A 21,684-nucleotide genomic window follows, 5' to 3' on the forward strand; every position below is an offset into this window, starting at 1 on the left:
AGCGTGAAATCCTGGCCGGTGATCCACGTCTTGTCTGCCACCTGCCTGTCGATCATGCCGTAGGCGGTGCTTAAGCGGCGTCTTGCATCGTCAACACCAGCCGGATCGCGGGCATCTTCAGGCCGTATCTTGTCCAGAACGATCTTTTGCAGGGGCTCATGGACATAAAGGTCGAAGAACCTGTCCCAAAGCCGCACCCGCAGGCACAGGTCCTGATCCGCGGGCAACATCGGGGAAGGGCCCGGATAGTGACGGTCGAGGAATTCGATGATGATGGACGTCTCCGGAACGACCTCGTTTCGGCTCCGATCCCTGAGCACGGGCATTTTGCCGACGGGCCAGAGATCGTAAAAGCTTGCACGCTCGTCCGCATCCATCAGATCGACAATGATCGCCTCAAACGGCGTTCCGGATTCATAAAGGGGAATAAGCACCTTATGACAGAAGGATGCCAGGGGGTGATAGTAGAGCTCGAGCATGCAGTCGTCTCCCGGTTCAAAACAGTTTCCGTTCATGGAAACTATTTCGGGCCGGGAGGCGAGTCAATAATTAGTTTCCGCCAAAGGAAACTAATTGCAGTTTGCAATCGAAATCGCAGCCGGGATATGTCGCGGACCTAGGCCGCGACGCCCGTGATCATGGAGACAATCTCGTTCTTGTCCGTTTCGCGCGTTGTGCGGACGCCGATCTGCTTGCCCCGGCGCAGGACGCAGATGCGATCAGACAGCCTGAAGACCTGGTCAAGGCTGTGGCTGATGATCAGGATCGCAAGGTCCTTTTCCTTCAACGAAGCAACGAGTTCTTCCACCTTGGCGGTTTCCGCGACGCCGAGCGCGGCCGTCGGTTCGTCCAGCAGGATCAGCTTGCTCGCCCAGTGGGTTGCTCTCGCGATGGCAATGCCCTGCCGCTGGCCGCCGCTCAGGTCGCGGATCGTCGAACTTGCCGACGGAATGCGCACGTCAAGTTCGTCGACCAGCTCCTGGCATTCCCGCCGCATGCGCGTCTTGTCGAGAAGACCGAAGGGCGGCTTCGTCAGTTCCCGGCCCAGGAACATGTTCATATAGACGGGCTGCTGGTCGGCCAGGGCAAGGTCCTGGTAGACGACCTCGATACCCATGCTGCGGGCCGAACTGGCGTCGGAAAACGAAACCGGTGCGCCGTCGAGGCGGATGTCGCCGGTGGTCGGCTTGTGTACGCCTGAAACGATTTTGACCAGGGTCGACTTGCCGGCACCGTTGTCGCCGACAAGCGCGACGATCTCGCCGGGGTGCAGGTCGAGCGAGAAGTTCTCGATGGCAACGACACCGCCGAAAGCCTTGTGAATGTTGCTTAGGGAGAGGACGGGACTGGCAAGGGTCATTGCTGGAACGCTCCCGGCCAGGAAACCGCGTCTCCAAAGCCGTTTTCGATGGTGGTAACTGCAGGGGTTCCGGAGCTGACGCCGGAAATGCCGACGACCAGAGCGCGGGTGACAAAGGCCTGGCCGCGGAAGCCGAAGACGACGGTGTCGCCGGTTGCGGGACGCGTAGGTCCGCTGGCATCGATCATTGCGTAATAGTCGATGGCCGAATAATCCGGAATTTCGACATCGCGCAGGGCCGCGCGGTCGGAGGTCGGTTCGCGGGAGACCAGTGCCCTGACCTGATATTTCGGGAAGACCGGATCGATATAGAGCCCGCCGCCGAAGCAATAGGCGTTGCCGCCGTGGTGATGGGAAACCTCGGAAAGATAAAGAACCGCCGGATCCTCGGGCAGATCCTCGACTGCGTGCAGCGGCGTGGTGCCGTGCAGTCCGTTGCCGGGCTCGCATTGCGTTGCCCCGGCTTCGGCAAGGGCTCCGAGGACCGTCGACGAGGTGGTGCCCGGTGCGTTGATCTCGATGCCGCTGCGGCCGGCCCGGGCAAGCGCTTCAGCCGCACGCGCGAGGGTGACAAGGTTGGCGGTCGGTTTCACCTTGCGGGTCGCCAGGTCGAAGAGCAGGGCGGGAAAGGTGGTGATCCCGGCAAATTCGCCGCCTTCGAGCGCATCCAGTTTTTCGGCGACAGCCACGATATCTTCCGCGTCGAAGCCGCCCTCATGGCCGCGATAGAAGGTGTCGCCTTCCGTCTGGATGCGGGCAAGCAGCTTCTGTACCCGCCCGGCGGCTTTTGAAGCGTCTGCCGCTTCCCGTGCCTTGTCATCGGAAAAGACCGTCCAGTAATCGGGTTGCAGCCGGGCAGCGGCAAAGGCCGCCTCTCGTTGCGGGATCTGTACCAGATGACCGAGGTGGCCGGTCTTCAGTCCGGCCCGGTCGCAGGCGGTGGCGCAGGCCATGTCGACGGCGACGGACCGGTCGATGCCCCCCTTCATGACGGCTTCACAGAAACCGGAATGGCGGCCGACCTGTTTGGTCATTGCAAAGGTCCTGAGACCGTGTCTGTCGGCTTCAGACTTGAAGAGACGGGCATTGCGCTCCACTGCGTCCAGATCGAGCACATAGGCATTGGCCGGTATCCTGCCTGCCTGATGCAGCGCCATCGCGGCTTCGATAAAGTCCGGATTGCGGCGGATGAGACAATCGAGAAACATGGATTTCCTCCGTTACCGGCTGGTGTCGCGCAAGGAGACGGCGACTGCGATGAGGATGATGAGGCCGCGGACGATCATCTGGTCGGAAACCTCAAGTCCCATCAGGATCAGTCCGTTGTTGAGCATGCCCATCAGGAGCGAGCCGAAGAGAGCGCCGATGATGGAGCCCTTGCCGCCGTTGAGCGCCGTACCGCCGACAATGACGGCGGCGATGACGGTCATCAGGTCGCTTTCGCCGAGCGTGTATTTGGCCGCCTGGAGACGGCCTGCGTAAAGAAGTCCTGCAAGACCGGCCATGGTCCCGCACAGGGTCAGAACACCGAGGCGGATGCGGGGCACCTTGATGCCGGACACCTGGGCGGCGCGGGCGTTGTCGCCGGTCGCCAGCACATGGGCACCGAAGCGGGTGTTGCGGTAGACAACATGGCCGACGGCAACGGCAAGAACGGTCCACAGGACCAGCGACGGCACCGAGAACAGGCTTCCCGAGCCGAAGATGCCGGTGAAGGTGTCGTTGAGGACCGGAATGGACCGCAGATCCGTCATCGAGCGGGCTATGCCTGCAAAAAGGCCCATCGTGGCAAGCGTCACCAGGAAGGACGGCAGGCGGAGATAGGCGACCAGAACCCCGTTCATCGCGCCGATCAGAGCGCCCGCACCAAGGCCGGCGACAATGCCGACGGCCATCGGATAGGACTGCATGACAACGGCCGCGCTGAGCGCGGAAACGGCGACGACCGAACCGAAGCTGAGGTCGATTTCGCCGGCCGACAGCGCAAAGACCAGACCGATGGCCATGATGGTGGCTGGCGCGGTCTGCAGGACGATGTTCGTCAGGTTCCTGCTGGACAGAAAGCCGACGTCGTGGAGTGTGAGAGCAAAGAAAAGAAAGATTCCGAGAAACCCGAAATAGATCACGCCTTGCTTGTAATCGAGTTGTTTAAGTCTCGAAACCGCTTGTGTCATCGATCGCCTCAAGTTCGAGCAGTTGGGGTGTCGGCAGGCCGCACGGGGCGGCCTGCACCGGGGTCAGCTTATCGGGCCGCTTCGACCACGCTGTCGGGTGGGTTCATCTTCATGGATTTGTTCCAGCCCTCGGTCACATTGTCCGGGCCGACGGTAATGGCATCAACGACAAGGAACGGGTCGACGGACTTGCCGAGAAGACTGGCGGCTGCCGCCCGCGCGGCGTAGACGCCGATGCTGTAGGCTTCGTCGGCGATGATGGCCGCGGTGTTGCCGCCCTTCAGCATGTCGAGCGCCACCGGCTCGTTCAGGTCGATGGTGACGACCTTGGTGTCCGGATTGCCCTGTTGCCTCAGAACCGACAGGACGCCGAGCGCGGGCTCCGCCCAGGGCGTATAGATGCCGCCGAGATCCGGGTTCCTTGCCAGCATGGCGCGGGCGATGTCTTCGGCATTCGCAGGATCGGTCATGCCGCTTTCGATCACGATTTCCATGTTCGGATATTCGTTTTCGATCGTCCATTTGAAGGCCTGGTCCCGCTGGTTGGTGACCGGGAAGTCCGCATCATGGAACATGTAGCCGACGGTGCCGGTCTCTCCCATGGATGCCGCGAGGGCCTTGGCTGCCTTGCTGCCGATCTGGACCAGATCGGCGGAAACCACCGACACATAGTCCTTGCCATGCGTGAAGCCGTCGACCGCATTGTCGATGAAGACCAGCTTGACGCCGGCATCGCGGGCAATGCCGTAGACTGAGGCGGCGGTCACCGGGTCAATGGGCAGCGACACGATAATCGACGGCTGATTGGCCATGATCGTCTCGACGTCCGATTTCTGGCGGGCGGAGTCGAAACCGGCGTCCGTCTCGGCAACGACCTTGATGCCGAGCCTTTCGAATTCGTCCTTGGCGCCACGGGAAACCGCGTTGGACCAGTCGTAGAGTTCGTGCCAGGCGAAGGCAACGGTGTAGTTGCCCTCGGCTACCTTGGCGACTTCGGCATCGGTCAACTCCAGCGTTGCGACCGGTGTCGGCGTTTCACCCTTCGGGCCGACGGTCATCGGGCGGTCTTCAGCAGCGGCCATGGTCGTCAGGCCGGCCAGAAGCGTAGAGGCCAGTATTGTTTGGAATTTTCTCATGCGAGTTCTCCCTGAGGTTCGGTGTCAACCGTTTCAAAGACAGCGTGGTCTTTGCGGAGTCCTTCGTGTCTTTTTGTCGCTTTGTTTCGAGGACTGTCTGACCGGCGGGCAGCCGAACTGCCCGCCGGGATGCCGGATCAATTCGCGGAGGAAACGCTTGCCGGCGGGTCGATGTTGAGGGACTTCTTCCAGCCCTCGGCGACGGTGTCTGCCGTCACGGTGATTGCGGGCGCCGCGACGAAGGAGGGAACTTCCTGACCAGCGAGGCGCAGGGCCCCGGCCGCGGCCATGGCACGGCCGAGTTCATAGGCTTCGTCCGCGACGATGGCGGCGACGTTGCCGCCCCGGACCATGTCGAGCGCCACCGGCTCCGACAGATCGAGCGTCACGATCTTCGTGGTCTTGTTGCCATTGGCCCGAAGCGCGGCCAGAACGCCTTCCGCGGGCCCGGCCCAGGTCACGTAGATGCCGCCGAGATCCGGGTTCTTCAGCAGCATGGCATTGGCGATTTCCTCGGCACGGGCCGGGTCGCTGATACCTTGCTCCGCGACAATGGACATCTCCGGATAATCGTTCTCGATGGTCGTCTTGAAAGCGTTGTCGCGCTGATTGGTCACGTAATAGTCGGCATCGTGATAGATCCAGCCGACGGTGCCCTTGCCGCCCATGGCGCCAGCCAGTGCATCGGCGGCCTGCTTGCCCATCTGGAACAGGTCGTCGGTGACGATGGCGGCATAGTCGCGCGGATGCTCATAACCAGCCGGCAGGTTCGACAGGAATACCAGCGACACACCGCTGTCCCTTGCTTCCTTGAAGGCGGCGGCCGACGTGACCGGGTCAAGCGGCAGCGACAGGATGATGTTCGGCTGTTTCGCCATGGTCGTCTCGATGTCGCTGCGCTGTTTTGCAGCGTCGAAACCGGCGCTCGTCGTGGCGACGACCTCGATACCGAGGCGTTCGAACTCGTCCTTTGCGCCGGCGCTGACCGCGTTGACGAAATCGGACTGGTCGTGCCACAGCAGGGCGGCCTTGTAGTTGGCCGCGCGGATGGCCTCAACGCTCTCCTCGGGAACGGTGACATTGGCGGACAGCGTGGCGGTCTCGCCGTTCGGCCCGACGGTTTCGGCCATTGCGGAGGCGGACATCAGCCCGATCAGGGCGGAGGCAGCCAGATGTTTGACAAGCAGTTTCATGATGACCCTCTGTTGTTTGGTTACTCTGCTTTTTCTTCCAGGCCGCAATAGCGGGCCATGAACAGTGCGAAGGCCCTGACCGCAGCCAGATATCCTTCCGTGCCGATACGCTCTTCGAATGTGTGCGCCACACCGATGTCACCCGGGGCGCAATAAACGGCGGGGCAGCCGATCTTGTTGACAAGAAACGGCATTTCCGACCAGTAGGGCGCGCCTCCAAGCGTGCCGCCGGAGACCTGCGTACCGGCAGTTGCCTCTGACACGCAGTTGGAAAGGAGAAGGGCGGCGGGAGCCTCACGGTCGATCTCGACAGGCGAACCGCCATACCGGTGATCGCGTCCTGCCGGGTAGTCGATGGCGATCGATATTCCCCCGGCAACGGGCGCCGAGCGGACAGCCGCCTCGAAGGCGGTCACCGCCTCGTCCAGGCTTTCGCCGGGACGGAGCTTGCGGATCAGGGAAAGCTTGCACTCGCCCGGAACCGCGATGTAACCGCCGCCGCTGATGTGGGTGACGAGGATGGAGGAGGTGCCGACCAGATCGTGGCTCGGGCCATTGGCCAGATCCGCCTCATGCGCCCAGATCCGCTCCAGAACGGCATGGGTGGCCTTGAGAGCGTCTGTCCCGAGTTCCGGTGTGCCGAAATAGGCGGATTTTCCCGTGACCGAGATGTCGGCGATGAAGAAGCCGATCTGGGCGGTGTAGACGTCGAGTTTGGTCGGCTCCACATAGACCGCGAAATCCGGTTTCGCGATGGTGCCGGCCTCGACCCGTTTGACGAGATCGTGGGCTCCGGCACTGACACCGGTGCCCGGTTCTCCGCTTTCCTCATCGCCGATAAAGGCAAAGGACAGGCCGCCGGACAGGCGCAAGCCGGCCTTCTGCAGCAGCCGCAAGCCGCCAAGCGCGGCGCAGATGCCACCCTTCAGGTCGCAGGCACCGCGCCCCCAGATCTCGCCGTCGATCAGCGCTCCGCCGAAAGGGCTTTCCTGGGGCGCTCCTTTCCAGGTTTCTTCCCAACCGCGGACATGGACCGTATCCGTGTGGCCGACGATCAGCAGCCGGTCGCCGGTTGCAGAGGGTTCACAGGTTTCCCCCCAGACATTCAGCCGTCCCGGCAGGAACTCGCCGGATCCGGTGTGGAGACCGAGGTCCGTCATCCGGTCTTCCAGGAACGTGGCGAAGGCCGTTTCGTTGCCGGTCACGCTGTCGATGGCAATGGCATCCTGGAGCAGTTTAAGGTCCGCGTCCCCGTCCTGGGCTGCCAGCAGCCTGTCGTGAAGAGACGTGCTCATCAGGCTGCCCCCTTCTTGAAGGTGTCGATGGAGGGGGGCGGTACGGCGATCTCCACGCCCTTCAGTCCTTCGGTGAAGAGCGACAGGTGCAGACGGGAAAGTGCGACCGACGCGCCGCCGGCAAGCGCCGCGTGATTGCCGAGCGACGATTTTTCGATCGTCACCGGGCGTGGAAAGCACCTGGAGACATGTTTCAGGACGGTCTCGAACAGTTCGTCCCGTGTTCCGATCGATCCGCCGATGACAATGCAGGACGGGTCCAGCACCGCGGCAAGAGCCGCCATGACGCGGGCAACCTGCCGGGCAATGTCCTCAAGCGTCTCCCGTGCCGAAACGTCGCCTTCGTTGGCAGCCTTGAAGATATCGGGAACGTCGAGCGTCTTTCCGGTCTTGCGGGCATAGAGCTCGGTTATGGCATGGGTCGCGGCGACCCGCTCAAGGGCGCCGACCTTCAGGCTTTCCGGTTCGAACGGGTCTGCGCCGAACGGCAGGTATCCGATTTCGCCCGCCGCCCCGTTCAAGCCGCGATGAAGCTGGCCGTTGATGACGAGACCAGCGCCGATACCGGTGCCGATGGAGACATAAATGAGGTCGTCCCTGTCGCCGCGCCGGGTCAGCCAGTGTTCGCCAAGGGCGGCAAGGTTCACGTCGTTTTCAACGAAGACTTCAATACCGAGTGCTTCCCGCCAAAGGGCAGGGGCGTCAAGTTTGCCGACACCGGGAATATTCGGCGCCATGCGGATGCGGCCGGTGGAAGGGTCTGGTGCACCGGGAACGCCGATGACAGCCACGCGGGGACGCTTCAGGACAGGGTTTGCCTGCGCAGCCGCGCGCTCGATCAGGTCGGTCACCTGGTTGACGACTGCCAGCCCGCCGGACTTGTCGGTTGCCTCCACAAGTTCGGAGACGACGGCTCCGGTCAGATTGCAGATCGCCACGCGGATCTTGGTGCCGCCGAGATCGACACTGGCGACGGATGCTGCATCCGGCACGATCTCGTAGACGACCGCGCGGCGTCCGACGTGGCCCTCCGTCTGGCCGACCGTCCTGACCCAGCCCTCTTCCTCAAGGTTGCCGACGATTTCGGAAACCGTCTGCTTGGAGAGGCCCGTGATCTTGGAGACGCTCGCCCGCGAGATCGGTCCATAGCTGGCAATGGCCTGGACAACGGCACTCAGAGACATGCGTCTGGAAATGTTAGACGGGTCGGCCAAAGCTTCACTCCATTAGTTCGTTCAGTTACCGAACTAATTATAAAAACAGCCGGCTGTCAAGCAGTCAGGGGGGGCAGAACGAGAAGCTTTTGGCGAGAAAGCCAGCCTGGTAAGTTCGTTTTCCGTCTCGAAAATCAGAAAAATGCGTGAAAAATCAGAAAGTCGGCTGAAAAGGAAAAGAAACTGCTGATGGGAACGGGCAGCAGACTTTTCTTTCAAAAAGGCTGGCGTAAGGGTTGCGTATCCGGTCGGGATGCTGCTGGCTCTTCCCATCGGTCACGAACAAGTTTCACTTGCCGGAGCCCAAGATTTTGAGTGATCGCATTGGTCGGAAAACGGCCGACATACGCCCCGCTCATGTCATCAGGTGAGCCAGGACGTCACCAAATCCAGCTTTTCCTCGTTTGAAAGGCCCTGATCCTGCAGGTTCGACCACGTCTGAAAGTGCAGGACATGGCGGATCGTCGGCGCCAGAAGATCCTTGCCGTCTTTGTCTCCGAAGGCGGCGATGAGGTTCCTCGAAATGCTGTCTATAAAGGCTGCAACGTCCGCCATGGGCTGCTGGAGAGCGGGCACCTCGGAAACATCCCGAAATGACACTGCCCACATTTTCCAGGTTCGCGAATAGTAGTCGTAGAACGCCCCGGTGGCTGTCCGGAATTTGGCGATCGGGTCTTCAATCTGTTCCCATCCGGCCGGATCGGGCGGCGGATTGAGCGAAAGCCAGTGGGACGTACAGGCCTGGAAGACGGCCGTTTCGTCCGGAAAGTGGCGGTAGACGGTCAGTCTCTGAACGCCTGCCCGCTCGGCAATGGCGCTGATCGATGTGTTTTTCGGTCCGATTTCCTCATGCAGATGCATTGTCGCTTCGATGATCTTCTGGCGCGTTTCCGCCTGGGATTTCGCACGTTCGGACATCTTGTAGGGGCGTTTTTTCTCCATTGGGTGAACATAAGTGTTCACTTAACTATTGACAAGCGAAATCAATGTCCCTACCTAGAATTTTCATTGAACGAATATGTTCACTGAAAATGTGAAGGACTTTGTCATGTCTGAATTCGAATTTCCATGGATGCTGAGCACGCAACGTGTAAGCGACGAGTGGCGCGTGCTTCCCGCGTGGTTGCCCGTCCCTGGAATGGGGGGCTTGCCGGTCAACAGCTTCCTGTTCAAGGGACGAGAACCGGTGCTCGTCGATACCGGCCTCGGCATGCTCGGCGAAGGTTTCTTGTCGGCGCTGGCAGGCGAGATCGACCCGGCAGACCTGCGTTGGATCTGGGTAAGTCACATGGACCCGGATCACGTGGGAAACCTTGCCCGGGTTCTTGAAATCGCTCCCAACGCAAAGGTGGTCACCAACTTTCTTGGCATGGGTAAGATGAACCTTGCCGGGCTGGACGTTTCGCGTGTGCATCTTCTGAGCCCGGGAGACCGCCTTCAGCTCTCCGACCGTTCGTTCATCCCGGTGCGACCGCCTTACTACGACGCGCCCGAGACGATCGGGTTCTTCGATGCAAAAGACAGGATCTTCTTTGCCGCCGATGCCTTCGGTGCCCTGCTGCCGGATCCGGTGGCCGACATTTGCGAGGTTGCGGCGGATACGCTGCGAGACGGGCTCGTCGGCTGGTCTTCGATCGACGCGCCCTGGCTGACTGCTGTCGATCGGGAAACGCTGGGGCGCACCTTGAAGGGCATCGAACGGCTGGATCCGGACGTCGTTTTTTCCGGCCATCTGCCGCTGGCCCGAAAGGGGGCCAGGCAACTCACAAGTCTTGTCGCCAGCGCCTACTGCCGAGGCGTCAATTCAGATTTCGATCCCCTCGCGATGGAGCAGATTGAAGCTGCGTTTGCGTGAGAGGATCGCGCGGATCATCGAAAGGAAATGAACGTGATCATTCAGAATGCATTGCCTGATAGCGGACCCGGACGATCCTCTTTGGTATCAAAGCCGATCGAAATCGTCGCAACGGCTTTGTTCCGGCTAGCTGCGGCACCTGTTTGCATCCTCCAGCGGAGATCGCAAAACCTCCGAAACAATTTTGCACTGGAGCGAGTGCCCGACTACCTCCTTCGGGATATCGGGCTCACTCGGAACGAACTGGACTTCGGTGTCCTCCGAATGCCGGACTGACACTCTTCGGGCCGTAGCCACACAACTCCGACGAAATTGCCGTCACAGGACGGCTCCAGACCTCGGCAGTAAGCCATGCCGGGAATGCCCCGGGCATGCCTGCATCCAAGAGCCCGGGTCGACACCTGAATACGCCAGAAGGACAGGATCCAAAAAATGCACATGCATACTCAAGCCGATATCAACCGCCGCACCGTGGAACGGTTTCTGACGGGAACCCACTCCCGGAACATCGAGGATGTTGCCGTCATTGACACCACCGTGGCCGGTACCATCACCTGCCATGGATTTCCGGGCTTCGTGATCGACAATCACGAGAGCTACAAGACCTTCTTCCGGGTTTTCCGGCAATCCTTTTCCGATATGGACTGGACGGTACATGCCCTGGTGGCGGACGACACGCACGTGGCTGCGCGCTGGGAAATTACCGCGACTTTCAGCGGCGACTTTGCCGGTGTGAAGGCGGATGGAAGGCGGGTCACTTTCGACGGCATGGTGCTCTACCGGATGGAGCGCGGACTGATCGCCGAAACCTGGCTGCAAATCAATGAACTGCAATTGCTAACCGCCATTGGTGCCATTCCCGCGGCCGCTGCCTGACCCCCGAAGCAGCGGGCCGTTCTCGGCCCGTCTGCTACTGAAAATCAAGGAAATCAGATGTTTTCAACGCGAATAATGCGGGAGTTTGGTCTCAAGGCTCCCATCGTCAATGCCGGGATGGCCATGGTGGCCCGACCGGAACTGGCCGCCGCTGTCTGCAATGCCGGTGGTCTCGGCACCATCGGCAGCGACATCAATCCGCCGGAAGTTTTGCGGGACATGATCCGTGAGACGAAGGCGCTGACAGACAGGTCCTTTGGTGTCGATCTCATCGGAGATTTTGTCGAGGATGGTCACATTGATGTGCTGATCGAGGAGCGCGTTGCGCTTGCAATCTTCTTCTGGAGGTTGCCGTCACGGGAACAGGTCCGGCGGCTGCAAAGGTCGCGCGTCAAGGTCTGGATCCAGGTCGGGGACGTTGCCGAGGCAGCTGAAGCTGTAGCGCTTGGCATTGACGGTCTGGTCGTCCAGGGAGCGGAGGCGGGTGGTCATAACCGGTCAGAAGCCTCCACCATGACGCTCTTTCCGCGTCTTCGCGGGCTGTACCCGGACCTGCCCATGCTTGCTGCGGGCGGTATCGTCGACGGAACAACCATGGCGGCGGCGCTGGCGCTGGGGGCTGATGCTGTCTGGTGCGGCAGTCGCTTTCTCGCGGCTGAAGAATCAGCGGCGCACGAAACCTACAAGGCAAAGGCGGTCGCCGCCGATGTAGGTGAGACGGCCGTTACACAAATCTACGGGCCGGAATGGCCGGACCAGGCCATGCGGGTCATCATCAACAAAGGATTTCGCGAGACGTTCGGACGTGAAACAGACGCAGTCAACGAAGCGGCAGGTGTTACGATCGGCACCACTGTGCTCAACGGTGAGACGATCCCGCTGCCGCGCTTCAGCGCCATCCTGCCGACCCGTGACTTCGACGGTGATATAGAGCAGGCCTGTCTGACCGCGGGCCAAAGCGTGGGCAACATCGATGCCGTGATGCCCGCATCCACGATCATCAGGCAGATGATGTCGGAGGCCAATGAGGCTCTGCAAAAGATCATTCCGCGAACCCAACAAGCAGATTGATGACTGGGGGCGGACCGGCGGGGACTATTCCAGTCGTCCTTCATGAGGAGCGCGCCATTGCCTCGTAGGCAATCCCGTTTTCGCACCGGAACCGGGACTTTCAATCATTATGTCCCGGTGCGCGTCCGCTTAATGTCGGACGAGGCAATCGCATTCAGGCGTTCGCAAACACGTCTTTGTATTGCTCGCGCAGGATGTTTTTCTGCACCTTGCCCATGGTGTTGCGCGGCAGGCTGTCGACGACGACGAGCTTGCGCGGATGCTTGAAGCGCGCCAGCGAGCCGCCGGTTGACTGAAGGATGGCGTCGAGGTCCGGTGCCCTGCCGTTTTCCGGAACAAGGACGCCGAGCACCGTTTCGCCGAAATCGGCATGGGGCACACCGATGACGGCACTTTCCAGAACGCCAGGCTGGGCATCCAGCACCAGCTCGATTTCCTTCGGATAGATGTTGTAGCCGCCGGAGATGATCAGGTCCTTGTTGCGCCCGACGATGTGAACATAGCCGTCTTCGTCGATCATGCCGAGGTCGCCGGTAATGAAGAAGCCGTCCTGGCGCAGTTCCGCCGCCGTCTTGTCCGGCATCTGCCAGTAGCCCTTGAAGACATTGGGGCCGCGCACCTCGATCTGGCCGACGGTGCCGTCCGGCAGGGTCCCGCCGGTTTCCGGGTCGGTGATCTTGAGTTCAACGCCCGGAAGCGGAAAACCGACCGTGCCGGCGCGCCGTTCGCCGTCATAGGGGTTGGAGGTGTTCATGTTGGTTTCCGTCATCCCGTAGCGTTCCAGGATGCGGTGCCCGGTCCGCTCCTCGAATTCTTGATGCGTGTCCGCCAGAAGCGGCGCGCTTCCCGAGACGAAGAGACGCATGTGGCTGGCAAGCTCGCGGGTGAAGCGCTCGTCCTGGAGCAGCCGGGTGTAGAAAGTCGGCACACCCATCATCGTGGTCGCCTTCGGCATGAAGGCAAGGATCGCTTCCAGGTCGAACTTCGGCAGGAAGATCATCGAGGAACCGGCTTCCAGCGTGACGTTGGTGGCCACGAACAGCCCGTGCGTGTGGAAAATCGGCAGGGCGTGCAGCAAGACATCCGAGGACGTGAAACGCCAGTGTTTTGCCAGGGTTGCGGCGTTGGAAATTAGATTGCCCTGGGTCAGCATGGCGCCCTTGGAACGGCCGGTGGTGCCGGACGTGTAGAGAAAGGCGGCGAGGTCGTCTTCCGTCCGGTTCACCGTCGGATAGGTGTCGGGCATTTCTCCGGCGCGTTCGCTCAGGGAGCCGGATCCGTCTGCGTTCAGCGTTTCCAGACGGGCACTCATCTCGGCAGCGACGGGGGCAAGCAGTGTTTCGCTGGCGGCATCGCAGATGACGGTCTTCGCGCCGCTGTTTTCGATGAAATAGCGGAGCTCGTCGACCGTGTAGGCCGTGTTGAGCGGAAGAAAGACGATGCCGGCCTGAACGCATGCCGCATAGAGTGCCAGGGCCATCGGCGATTTCTGAACCTGCGCGGCCAGCCGGTCGCCCGGCGCCAGTCCGCCCTCGCTCAGCACATGGGCAATCCGGGCGGCGGTCTTCAGAAACGCGTCATGGGTCACGAGGGAACCGTCCGGCAGGTGAAGGAACGGCGTGTCCTTGCCTGCATGTTTTCCGAAGAACCGGTCATAGAGTGGATTGGGCATCTGCAAAATTCCTAGACAATCGCGTTTTCGGCGGACGCGCTCAACGAGCGGACTTCCGAGGAGGCTGCAATTTCATGGGTGGAGGCGAAGCGCTCGTGGTTCTGGGCGACCTTTGCCGGATCATAGAGATAGTTGACCATCACACCGGCAGACTGCTGCAGGCCCTTGTCCGACAGGTCGGCGCGGGCATGAACCTGATGGACCAGCGCGCCGTTGCCGAGATGGAAACGGGCGACCGGATCGAGCGGCAGTCCGTCCTCACGCTTGGCAGTGAGCAGATAATGTGCCGCCAGGCTACGCATCTGGGTGTCGTCCTCCGGGTCGAACTCCCGGCCCTGCGCCTCCAGATTGCGGACAAGTCCCGGGATCGGCGACAGGGTGACGAAGGTTTTCAGGCCCGGCAGCTCCATGGAAAGATCCGCGACCACCTGCTTGATGAGGGAGTTGCCGAAAGAGATGCCGGCAAGTCCCGCCTGGCAGTTGGAAATCGAATAGAAGACGGCCGTGTCGGCGTTCTCCACGTCGATCATCTCCCGGTCTTCGGCCAGGAGCTTCTGGACCGACCCGGGGACGCCCTTTGTCAGGGCCACTTCCACGAAGATCAGTGGTTCGTCCGGCATGGCGGGGTGCATGAAAGCAAAGCAGCGGCGGTCCGCGGGTTCCAGGCGGCGCCTGAGATCGTCCCAGCTGTCGATGGCATGCACGGCCTCGTAGCTGATGATCTTTTCCAGAAGCTGGGCCGGGCTTTCCCAGTTGATCGGCCGCAGCACCAGGAAACCCCGGTTGAACCAGCTGGCGAAGAGGTGACGGAAATCGACGTCGAGCGCCTGCAGCGCGTCGTCTTGCCGGCCGAGCCGCAACAGGTCCTGGCGCATGGCCACCAGCGACCTCGTGGCATCCGGGACCTGGTTGAGCCGCCGGATCAGTTCCTGCCGGGGCGGCTCGGCTGCCTGCATGAAGGTCCGGTAACTGGCTTTCGACTGTCCGTCCTCAAGGGCATCAAGCGCGCTGCGCACTTCGGAAACGGAAATGCCGAGATCGTCGGAGAGGTGATGAAAGAAGGCGCGTTTGCCATCGTCGTCCAGTCCCGCATAGCGGGCCAGGATATGCCCGGCCAGCGTGACGCCCGAGACTTCGCCGGTGGCGCCGATCAGGTCTGCGACCAGCGCCTCCAGCGGCCGGGTGTCGATCTTGCCGGACGATCTGAAGCGATATCTTCTCTCGAACACCGTAGAGAGAATATCGGCCAGAAAGGTCATAGGCTTTCTCCCATGACGGCTGTCGGCAGCCAGGTGGCGAGTTCCGGGAAAAGGCACAGCAGAACGATTGCAAGGACCATGCAGGCCACGAAAGGCAGGGAGCCCGTCAGGATCGTCTTCAGCGAAATGTCCGGAGCAATGCCGTTGATGACATAGAGGTTCAGGCCAACCGGCGGCGAAATCAGGCCGATTTCCATGTTGATGGTCAGCACCACGGCGAACCAGATCGGGTCGAAGCCGGCGGTGGTGATGATCGGCAGCAGGATCGGCGCCGCCATCAGGATGACGGCAACCGGCGGCAGGAAAAAGCCGGCGACCAGAAGGAACAGGTTAATCGCCAGCATCAGCACCCAGCGGTTGACGTCGAGTGTTCCGATCCATTCCGCAATCGCCTGGGTGATGAAGAGCGACGACAGCATGTAGGAAAAGACGCCTGCGGCGGCGATGATGAAGAGGATCATCACGCTTTCCTTGGTGCTGTCCCGCAGGACCACCCAAAGATCGGCCGGGTTCCAGAGCCTGTAGATGATGACGGCGATGACCAGGCACAGCAGCGCGCCGACGGCCGCCGTTTCCGACGGTGTGGCAATGCCGCCGTACATGGCCACCAGCACACCGGCGATGATGAGGAGAAACGGCAGGACCCGCGGCAGGATCTCGAAGCGTTCGGCCCAGGAATAGCTTCCCGCGCTCAGGACCGCGGCATTGCCGCTGCGCCAGGTCGAATAGAGCGACCAGAGCATGAAGAGGCCCATGAGCATCAGGCCCGGGACGACACCGGCCAGGAAGAGCCGCCCGATGGAGGTTTCCGTCGCAATGCCATAGACGATCATGGTGACGGACGGCGGGATCAGGATACCGAGCGTGCCTCCGGCCGCGATCGAACCGGCAGCGACCCCGTCCGGATAACCGCGCTTGCGCATCTCCGGAATGCCCATCTTGCCGATGGCGGCGCAGGTTGCGGGCGAGGAACCGGACATGGCGGCAAAGAGCGCGCAGGCGCCGAGGTTCGAGACGACCAGTCCGCCCGGTACGCGCGTCAGCCAGCGTTCGAGGGCCTCGTAAAGATCCGCGCCTGCCCGGGTTGAGGCAATTGACGCCCCCATGATGATGAACATGGGGATCGACAGAAGCGCGAAATTGTCGAGCTTGCCGAAGAAGATTTCCGGCAAGAGTTCCAGCGAGCGCGCGCCGTCGAAGACAAACAGGAACCCGGCGGCGACGATCAGAAGACCGATGCCGACGGAAACGCCGGAAAACAGGACGATGATCGTGATGACGGCCACGATCAGGCCGAGAACCAACGGATCCATCACACGTCCTCCAGGCCGAAAGGCTTGTCCACGCCTGTCGCGACGGCATAGAGGTCGGCGACAAGTTGCAAAAGAAGAAGGCCGAAGCCGACCGGGATCGAGAGATAGGGAATCCAGAGCCTGACGCCCCAGACCGTGTCCGAAGTCCAGCCACGGGCCCAGGCGAAATGCCAGTACTCAAAGCCGTAGTAAAGCATCACCGCAACGATCACGATCGATGCGGTGAGTGTGAGGCAGGCCAGAACGAAGCGGGCGCGGGGGGCAAGCGACAGGGGAAACAGGTCGACATTCACATGGCCGCGCAGGCGCTGGACGTAAGGCAGCCCTACGAGCGTTGCCGCGATGACGAGATAGATCACGGCTTCCGTCTGCCAGATGGTCGATCCGTTGAGGACGAAGCGGACAAAGATCATCTGGCAGGTAATGGCAACGGCCACCACGATCATCGCCGCCGCGCACCAGCCTGCCAGGGTCGAGATCGCCGCGACAAGACGCAAGAAGGGATTGTTTCCGGCATGCGCTACCGCTGCCGTGCTGTGGCCCGCCATGGGTCACTCCTTGAAAACTCCGGGAAAATTCCGGTTGGGGCGGTTCGCGGGGCGGCAAGCTGCCGCCCCGGTTCACATCATCACTCGACAGCCAGGGCCATGTCGAGCAGTTGCTGCCCGTTGGGCGTATCAGCGACGAATGCCTTGTAGGAGGTCGTCTTCGCCAGCTCGCGCCAGGCGTCGAAGTCCGCCTGGGTCATCGCCGCGATCTCGACGCCGTTCTGACGGAAGACCTCAGCGGAGGCGGCATCTTCCTTTTTGGCTTCTTCCAGATAGAAGGCTTCCGCTTTTTTTGAGGCCGCCAGCAGGGCGTTCTGCTGCGCTTCGTTCAAGCCCTCGAAGGTCGACTTGTTGATCAGGAGCGGCTGGTACATGAACCAGAGCGCGTAGTCGCCGGCCGGGGTGTAGCAGGAGACCTGCTCATAGATCCGGTAGCTGACGAAGGACGAGGACGAGGTGTTGGCAGCGTCCAGCACGCCGGACTGCATGGCGTTGTAGATTTCCGAAGATGCCATGGAGGCGATCGACGCGCCTGCGCCCGCGAGCATCTGTTCAAAGGCCTTGCCGGCGGCACGGGTCTGCAGGCCCGGCATGTCCTCCGGCTTGGTGATGCACTTGTTCTTGCCCGCAAAACCGCCTGCCAGATAACCATGGACCAGCACCATGACGTCATCCTTCGCCATGATCTCCTCGATGGCTTCCATGAAGGGGCTTTCGTTCAGCCGTGCGGCGTGGTCGTGGTTCTTCACCAGACCCGGCATGAGCGTCAGGTTGTAGGCGGGCTGCTGGCCCCCGGCATAGCTGAGCGGCAGGACCGTCATGTCGAGCAGACCGCGGCTGAGCGGCTTGTACTGTTCGCGCGGTTTCAGCAGAGATTTCGAAGGGAAAATCTTGATGTCGAGATCGACATTGGCAGCGGCGACTTCGTCGGCAACGATCTGGGCCACCTTGTGACGCACATCGCTCGTGGACCACTGATGCGACAGGCGCAGCTCGGTCGCGTTGACGGCGAACGCGCTGGCAAAGAGCGCGGCAGCTGCGACGGACGCAGTGAAATTGAAGTTCATAATTTCCTCCCTGGAAAGTCCGGCTCTGGGCCGGGTGCCAAAATTACGCCCGGCTTGTGTTTTTTTGTCAAGGCTTTTTGTATACAAGAATGGTATTGTTGCGTGCGAAATACGCGTGTGCTAAGGCAAATTCATGGAACGAAAACGCTCTGACCGCATTGCGGACGACATTGAAGGCCTGATCTTCGACGGTACGTTTGCCGATGGCGACAGGCTGGACGAAGTGCAGCTTGCCAGCCGCTTTTCGGTTTCCAGAACGCCTATTCGCGAGGCTTTGCAACGGCTTGCCCAAACAGGCCTTGTGGTGCAGATCCCGCGCCGGGGGGTGTTCGTGCGCCAACCGGGGCCCGTCGAGCTTCTGGAGATGTTCGAGGTGATGGCGGAACTGGAAGCGGTCTGCGCCCGGCTTGCGGCGTCACGCATCAGCGAGAAGGCATTGACGGACCTTCGCGACGCCAACAAACGCTGCAGGGCTGTTGTCGAAGCGCAGGATACGGACGACTATTACCGCGAGAACGAGCGCTTCCATGCCATTTTGTACCGCCAGTCGGGGAACGGGTTCCTGGAGCAGGAATGCCTGCGTCTTCAACGGCGGCTACAGCCGTTCCGGCGTATCCAGCTGCGCGTGCGCGGGCGCATGAAGCAGTCGATGGCCGAACATGAGGCGATTGTTGCTGCCATCGAAGAGGGCGACGGCAACAAGGCGGCGGACGCCATCCGCCAGCATGTCTCCGTGCAGGGCGAAAAGTTCCACCATCTGATGGCCAGCCTCAAGCCTGCGGCCGAATAGCTAATTTTCCGGATCAGACCGCGCTCAAGGTAATCGCGGCGACGGCCAGGTAACGGCCGGTCTTGGCGATGGCGACGAGCAACAGGAAACTCCAGAACGGCTCCTTCAGGACACCGGCGGCCAAAGTCAACGGATCGCCGATGATGGGCGCCCAGCTGAGCAGAAGGCTCCAGCGGCCGTAGCGGTGGTACCAGCCTGTCGCTTTTTCCAGCTTGTCCGCCTTGACGGGAAACCATTTTCTGTCGGCGAAGGTGATTGCACCGCGCCCGAGGAACCAGTTGACGGCGGAGCCGAGCGTGTTGCCGAGGCTGGCGGCCAGAACCAGCAGGGCAACCGGCTCCTGGCCGAGATAGATCAGGCTCGACAGGCCGAGCTCCGACTGGGCCGGCAACAAGGTGGCCGCCAGGAAGCTGATGCCGAAAAGACCCAGGAGAGCGCTCATGAAGAAGTCCGTCGCGGATAGGGGAGTGCCTGGTGCGGTGTGCCTGCGGCTTGAACCACAGTTTCGGCCGCTTATCCAGTCAGAAGTCCAGTCGAGTCAGGGCGGTGGCATTCCAACATCCGTCTTCCGTACCGGGCGGTTCGTCTCAGACCTTGACAAGTCCCGTTCGAAAAAAGGAAAAATATCCAACTTTTTTCCAAATAGGGTGCAGAATGATCTTTGGTGGCCGCAAAGAGGAAGACGAAACGGTGGTGGCCATGCTGGCCTCGGCGATCCGCCGGGACATTTCCTTTGGCGTTCTTCTTCCCGACCAGAAACTGAAGATCGAAGCCCTGCGCCAGTCCTACGGCGGTTCGAACCATTCCATGCGCGAGACCTTGCGCGTGCTTGCGGCCGAAGGACTGGTGGAGGCGACCAGCCAGCGCGGTTTTCGGGTGATGTCCGCGACACAGGCGGACCTTAAGGACATTCTTTTAATGCGGGTGGAGACCGAAAAGCTCGGGCTTTCCCGCGCGCTTCAACGCGGCGATGTTGCCTGGGAAGCCAGAGTGATCGCCGCGCTGCATGCGCTCAGGCGCGCGGAAGCGGCGGTCCAGGCGAGCCCAGATGATGTCACTGCCCTTGAATGGGACGAAGCCTGCCGGGCTGTTACCGAAGCGCTTCTGTCGGCCTGCGGCTCGCCCCGGCTGATCGAAGTGGCCGGCAAATTCTACAATCAGTCGCGCCGGTTCCGGCTCGCGCTTCTGCGTGAGGGGCGGATCGATTTCATCGCCCGCGCGCAGCGGCAGGAGAGGCTGCAGACAGCAATTCTGGCGCGGGACGAAAGCACCGCGCTTGAGCTTCTGGAAGACGACATCCGCGCCGATCTCGGCGCCTGAAAAAATGAAAACTTGAGGGAGGAATGGACATGAAACTGAACAGACGTCAGACGCTCGGCCTGATGGGCGGCGCGGCCGCTTCCGCGCTTGCCACGCCGGCCATTGCCCAGAACCGGAAGATCGTGGTCGGCGCGCTGCGCTTCACCTCTCACTCCGGCAGCTTTGTTGCGGTCGAGCGCGGCTATTTCGCCGATGCAGGCCTGGACGTGGAACTGAAGTTCTTCCAGGCAGCCCAACCGATGGCCGTCGCAATCGCCTCCGGCGATGTCGACTATGCGGTCACTGCGATTTCCGGCGGTCTGATTTCGCTTGCCGACAAGGGTGCGATCAAGGTGATCGGCGGTTGCCTGAGCGAGGAAAAGGGCATCGACGGGCAGAAGATCCTGGCCTCCGACGCGGCGTTCAAGGCGGGCCTCACCAGCCCGGCGCAGCTCGGCGGCAAGACCTTCGGCATGACCACGGCTGGTTCCTCCTTCCATTACATGGGCTCCAAAGTGGCAACGGCCGAGGGAGTCGAGATGTCCTTCAAGCCGCTGCAAAAGGTCGGCGCGGTCATCGGCGCGCTGAAATCCGGTCAGATCGACGCCTGGTCGATCGTGCCGCACATCGCCAAGCCGCTGGCAGGCTCTGGCGCGGTGCATATCATCGGCGACATTGCCGATTACCTGCCGGGCTATCAGGTGACCACCGTCTTTACCTCCGCGAAGAACGCTTCCGACGAGCGTCAGCAGACGCAGGACTTCCTGACAGGCTTCGGCAAGGGCGTCAGTGACTATAACGCGGCGATGATCGAGAAGGCCGGCGGTGAGGACGGCGTAAACGCCATGGTCGACCTGATCCACAAATACGTCTACACCGACCGTCCCCTCGAAAAGGCGGCGCCGTCGATCATCAACGGCACCATGCGCCTCAACGAAGGCTCCAAACTGAACGTTGCCTCCGTGCGCGATCAGCTTCAGTGGTTCCAGTCCGAAGACCTCGTCAGCAACGACGTGACGCTGGAGACGCTGGTCGACAGCAGCTACGTCGAAACCTACGAAGGCTGAGCGGCAAGCTGGCTGAAAACGACCGACGGCAGCATCCAGTTCAGGGTGCTGCCGCATCTTGTTGGAAATTCAAGAGCCTCCGATGGACATCAGACTGGATGCGATCAGCCATTCCTATGGCGAAACGGAAGTCATGCGCGACGTCTCGCTCGATATCCCTGAAGGGCAGATCGTCTGTCTTGTCGGGCCGTCGGGCTGCGGGAAGTCGACGCTGCTCAGGTTCATCGGCGGCCTGGAACGGCCCGAAAAGGGCAGGGTGCTGCAGCTCGGCGGCACGCCGGAAGGCTGTCTCAATCCGCTGACCTATGTTTTCCAGGACTTCGCCCTGCTGCCCTGGCGCACCGTGCGGGGCAACATCTCGCTGGTGCTGGAAGATCACGGCATTCGCGGGAGCCGGGCACGGGAAATCATCGACGGCGTTCTGGCGCGCACGAAACTCTCCGATTTCGCCGAAGCCCTGCCCAAGCAGCTTTCCGGCGGCATGAAGCAGCGCGT

General features: G+C 61.4%; 22 protein-coding genes. 7 read left to right on the forward strand and 15 right to left on the reverse strand.

What is annotated here, in order from left to right; genetic code table 11:
- From ACQY7U_RS24730 to ACQY7U_RS24770, 9 genes are all read right to left on the reverse strand, one after another.
- Positions 1 to 479: glutathione S-transferase family protein (locus tag ACQY7U_RS24730; protein WP_428650793.1), on the reverse strand; the 479-nt coding region annotated here is incomplete at its 3' end.
- A gap of 137 nt (positions 480 to 616) precedes the next feature.
- Complete coding sequence (locus ACQY7U_RS24735) at positions 617 to 1,360, reverse strand: ATP-binding cassette domain-containing protein (protein WP_428650796.1); 744 nt, start codon at positions 1,358 to 1,360, stop codon at positions 617 to 619.
- Entirely contained in the window at positions 1,357 to 2,568 is a 1,212-nt protein-coding gene (locus ACQY7U_RS24740) for an alanine racemase (protein WP_428650799.1), read from the reverse strand. The genes ACQY7U_RS24735 and ACQY7U_RS24740 overlap by 4 nt, the downstream gene beginning before the upstream one ends.
- 12 nt (positions 2,569 to 2,580) lie before the next feature.
- Positions 2,581 to 3,534 carry an ABC transporter permease gene (locus tag ACQY7U_RS24745; RefSeq protein ID WP_428650802.1) on the reverse strand — a complete coding sequence of 318 codons (954 nt, stop codon included), beginning with the start codon at positions 3,532 to 3,534 and terminating at the stop codon, positions 2,581 to 2,583.
- A 68-nt stretch (positions 3,535 to 3,602) separates the two neighbouring features.
- Positions 3,603 to 4,670 (reverse strand): substrate-binding domain-containing protein, encoded by a 1,068-nt coding sequence (locus ACQY7U_RS24750; RefSeq protein WP_428650804.1) that lies wholly within the window; start codon positions 4,668 to 4,670, stop codon positions 3,603 to 3,605.
- Positions 4,671 to 4,807: 137 nt separating this feature from the next.
- Complete coding sequence (locus tag ACQY7U_RS24755; protein ID WP_428650806.1) at positions 4,808 to 5,863, reverse strand: substrate-binding domain-containing protein; 1,056 nt, start codon at positions 5,861 to 5,863, stop codon at positions 4,808 to 4,810.
- A 20-nt stretch (positions 5,864 to 5,883) separates the two neighbouring features.
- Positions 5,884 to 7,158: a M20 family metallopeptidase gene (locus ACQY7U_RS24760; protein WP_428650808.1), complete on the reverse strand. Its 1,275-nt coding sequence runs from the start codon at positions 7,156 to 7,158 to the stop codon at positions 5,884 to 5,886.
- Positions 7,158 to 8,372: an ROK family transcriptional regulator gene (locus ACQY7U_RS24765; RefSeq protein WP_428650811.1), complete on the reverse strand. Its 1,215-nt coding sequence runs from the start codon at positions 8,370 to 8,372 to the stop codon at positions 7,158 to 7,160. Before ACQY7U_RS24765 ends, ACQY7U_RS24760 begins: the two co-directional genes overlap by 1 nt.
- Positions 8,373 to 8,735: 363 nt before the next feature.
- A complete protein-coding gene (locus ACQY7U_RS24770) occupies positions 8,736 to 9,314 on the reverse strand; it encodes a TetR/AcrR family transcriptional regulator (protein ID WP_428650813.1) in 579 nt (192 codons plus the stop codon).
- 106 nt (positions 9,315 to 9,420) lie between these two features.
- Between ACQY7U_RS24770 and ACQY7U_RS24775 the strand changes: the two genes are divergently transcribed.
- The 3 genes from ACQY7U_RS24775 (at position 9,421) to ACQY7U_RS24785 (ending at position 12,174) form a co-directional block, all read left to right on the forward strand.
- Positions 9,421 to 10,227, forward strand: coding sequence for an MBL fold metallo-hydrolase (locus tag ACQY7U_RS24775; protein WP_428650816.1), 807 nt, complete (start codon positions 9,421 to 9,423; stop codon positions 10,225 to 10,227).
- Positions 10,228 to 10,659: 432 nt separating this feature from the next.
- Positions 10,660 to 11,103, forward strand: coding sequence for an ester cyclase (locus tag ACQY7U_RS24780; protein WP_428650818.1), 444 nt, complete (start codon positions 10,660 to 10,662; stop codon positions 11,101 to 11,103).
- Positions 11,104 to 11,160: 57 nt separating this feature from the next.
- A complete protein-coding gene (locus ACQY7U_RS24785; protein ID WP_428650821.1) occupies positions 11,161 to 12,174 on the forward strand; it encodes an NAD(P)H-dependent flavin oxidoreductase in 1,014 nt (337 codons plus the stop codon).
- A gap of 154 nt (positions 12,175 to 12,328) precedes the next feature.
- Here the strand turns inward: ACQY7U_RS24785 and ACQY7U_RS24790 are convergent, their stop codons facing one another.
- The 5 genes from ACQY7U_RS24790 to dctP all read right to left on the reverse strand — a co-directional run bounded on the left by ACQY7U_RS24790 (position 12,329) and on the right by dctP (position 18,033).
- Positions 12,329 to 13,846, reverse strand: coding sequence for a malonate--CoA ligase (locus tag ACQY7U_RS24790; RefSeq protein ID WP_428650824.1), 1,518 nt, complete (start codon positions 13,844 to 13,846; stop codon positions 12,329 to 12,331).
- A gap of 11 nt (positions 13,847 to 13,857) precedes the next feature.
- A complete protein-coding gene (locus tag ACQY7U_RS24795) occupies positions 13,858 to 15,105 on the reverse strand; it encodes a malonyl-CoA decarboxylase (protein ID WP_428650827.1) in 1,248 nt (415 codons plus the stop codon).
- A complete protein-coding gene (locus ACQY7U_RS24800) occupies positions 15,102 to 16,418 on the reverse strand; it encodes a TRAP transporter large permease (protein ID WP_428650830.1) in 1,317 nt (438 codons plus the stop codon). The genes ACQY7U_RS24795 and ACQY7U_RS24800 overlap by 4 nt, the downstream gene beginning before the upstream one ends.
- The gene (locus ACQY7U_RS24805) at positions 16,418 to 16,966 is read right to left on the reverse strand and encodes a TRAP transporter small permease (RefSeq protein ID WP_428650833.1); all 549 of its coding nucleotides are present in this window, start codon (positions 16,964 to 16,966) and stop codon (positions 16,418 to 16,420) included. Before ACQY7U_RS24805 ends, ACQY7U_RS24800 begins: the two co-directional genes overlap by 1 nt.
- An 80-nt stretch (positions 16,967 to 17,046) precedes the next feature.
- Positions 17,047 to 18,033 (reverse strand): TRAP transporter substrate-binding protein DctP, encoded by a 987-nt coding sequence (dctP, locus tag ACQY7U_RS24810; protein ID WP_428650835.1) that lies wholly within the window; start codon positions 18,031 to 18,033, stop codon positions 17,047 to 17,049.
- Between the two features lie 133 nt (positions 18,034 to 18,166).
- On the opposite strand from dctP, the gene ACQY7U_RS24815 reads away from it, so the two are divergent.
- Positions 18,167 to 18,823 carry a GntR family transcriptional regulator gene (locus tag ACQY7U_RS24815; RefSeq protein WP_428650837.1) on the forward strand — a complete coding sequence of 219 codons (657 nt, stop codon included), beginning with the start codon at positions 18,167 to 18,169 and terminating at the stop codon, positions 18,821 to 18,823.
- 13 nt (positions 18,824 to 18,836) lie between these two features.
- On the opposite strand, the gene ACQY7U_RS24820 is transcribed toward ACQY7U_RS24815, so the two are convergent.
- Complete coding sequence (locus tag ACQY7U_RS24820; RefSeq protein ID WP_428650840.1) at positions 18,837 to 19,265, reverse strand: YqaA family protein; 429 nt, start codon at positions 19,263 to 19,265, stop codon at positions 18,837 to 18,839.
- A 212-nt stretch (positions 19,266 to 19,477) separates the two neighbouring features.
- Between ACQY7U_RS24820 and ACQY7U_RS24825 the strand changes: the two genes are divergently transcribed.
- The 3 genes from ACQY7U_RS24825 to ACQY7U_RS24835 form a co-directional block, all read left to right on the forward strand.
- Positions 19,478 to 20,143: a GntR family transcriptional regulator gene (locus ACQY7U_RS24825; protein WP_428650843.1), complete on the forward strand. Its 666-nt coding sequence runs from the start codon at positions 19,478 to 19,480 to the stop codon at positions 20,141 to 20,143.
- A gap of 23 nt (positions 20,144 to 20,166) precedes the next feature.
- A complete protein-coding gene (locus ACQY7U_RS24830) occupies positions 20,167 to 21,189 on the forward strand; it encodes an ABC transporter substrate-binding protein (RefSeq protein WP_428650846.1) in 1,023 nt (340 codons plus the stop codon).
- 82 nt (positions 21,190 to 21,271) lie between these two features.
- Positions 21,272 to 21,684 (forward strand): ATP-binding cassette domain-containing protein (locus tag ACQY7U_RS24835; RefSeq protein WP_428650849.1); only part of this gene is annotated, 413 nt, incomplete at its 3' end.

It is taken from the genome of Roseibium sp., assembly GCF_050301095.1.
GTDB lineage: Bacteria > Pseudomonadota > Alphaproteobacteria > Rhizobiales > Stappiaceae > Roseibium.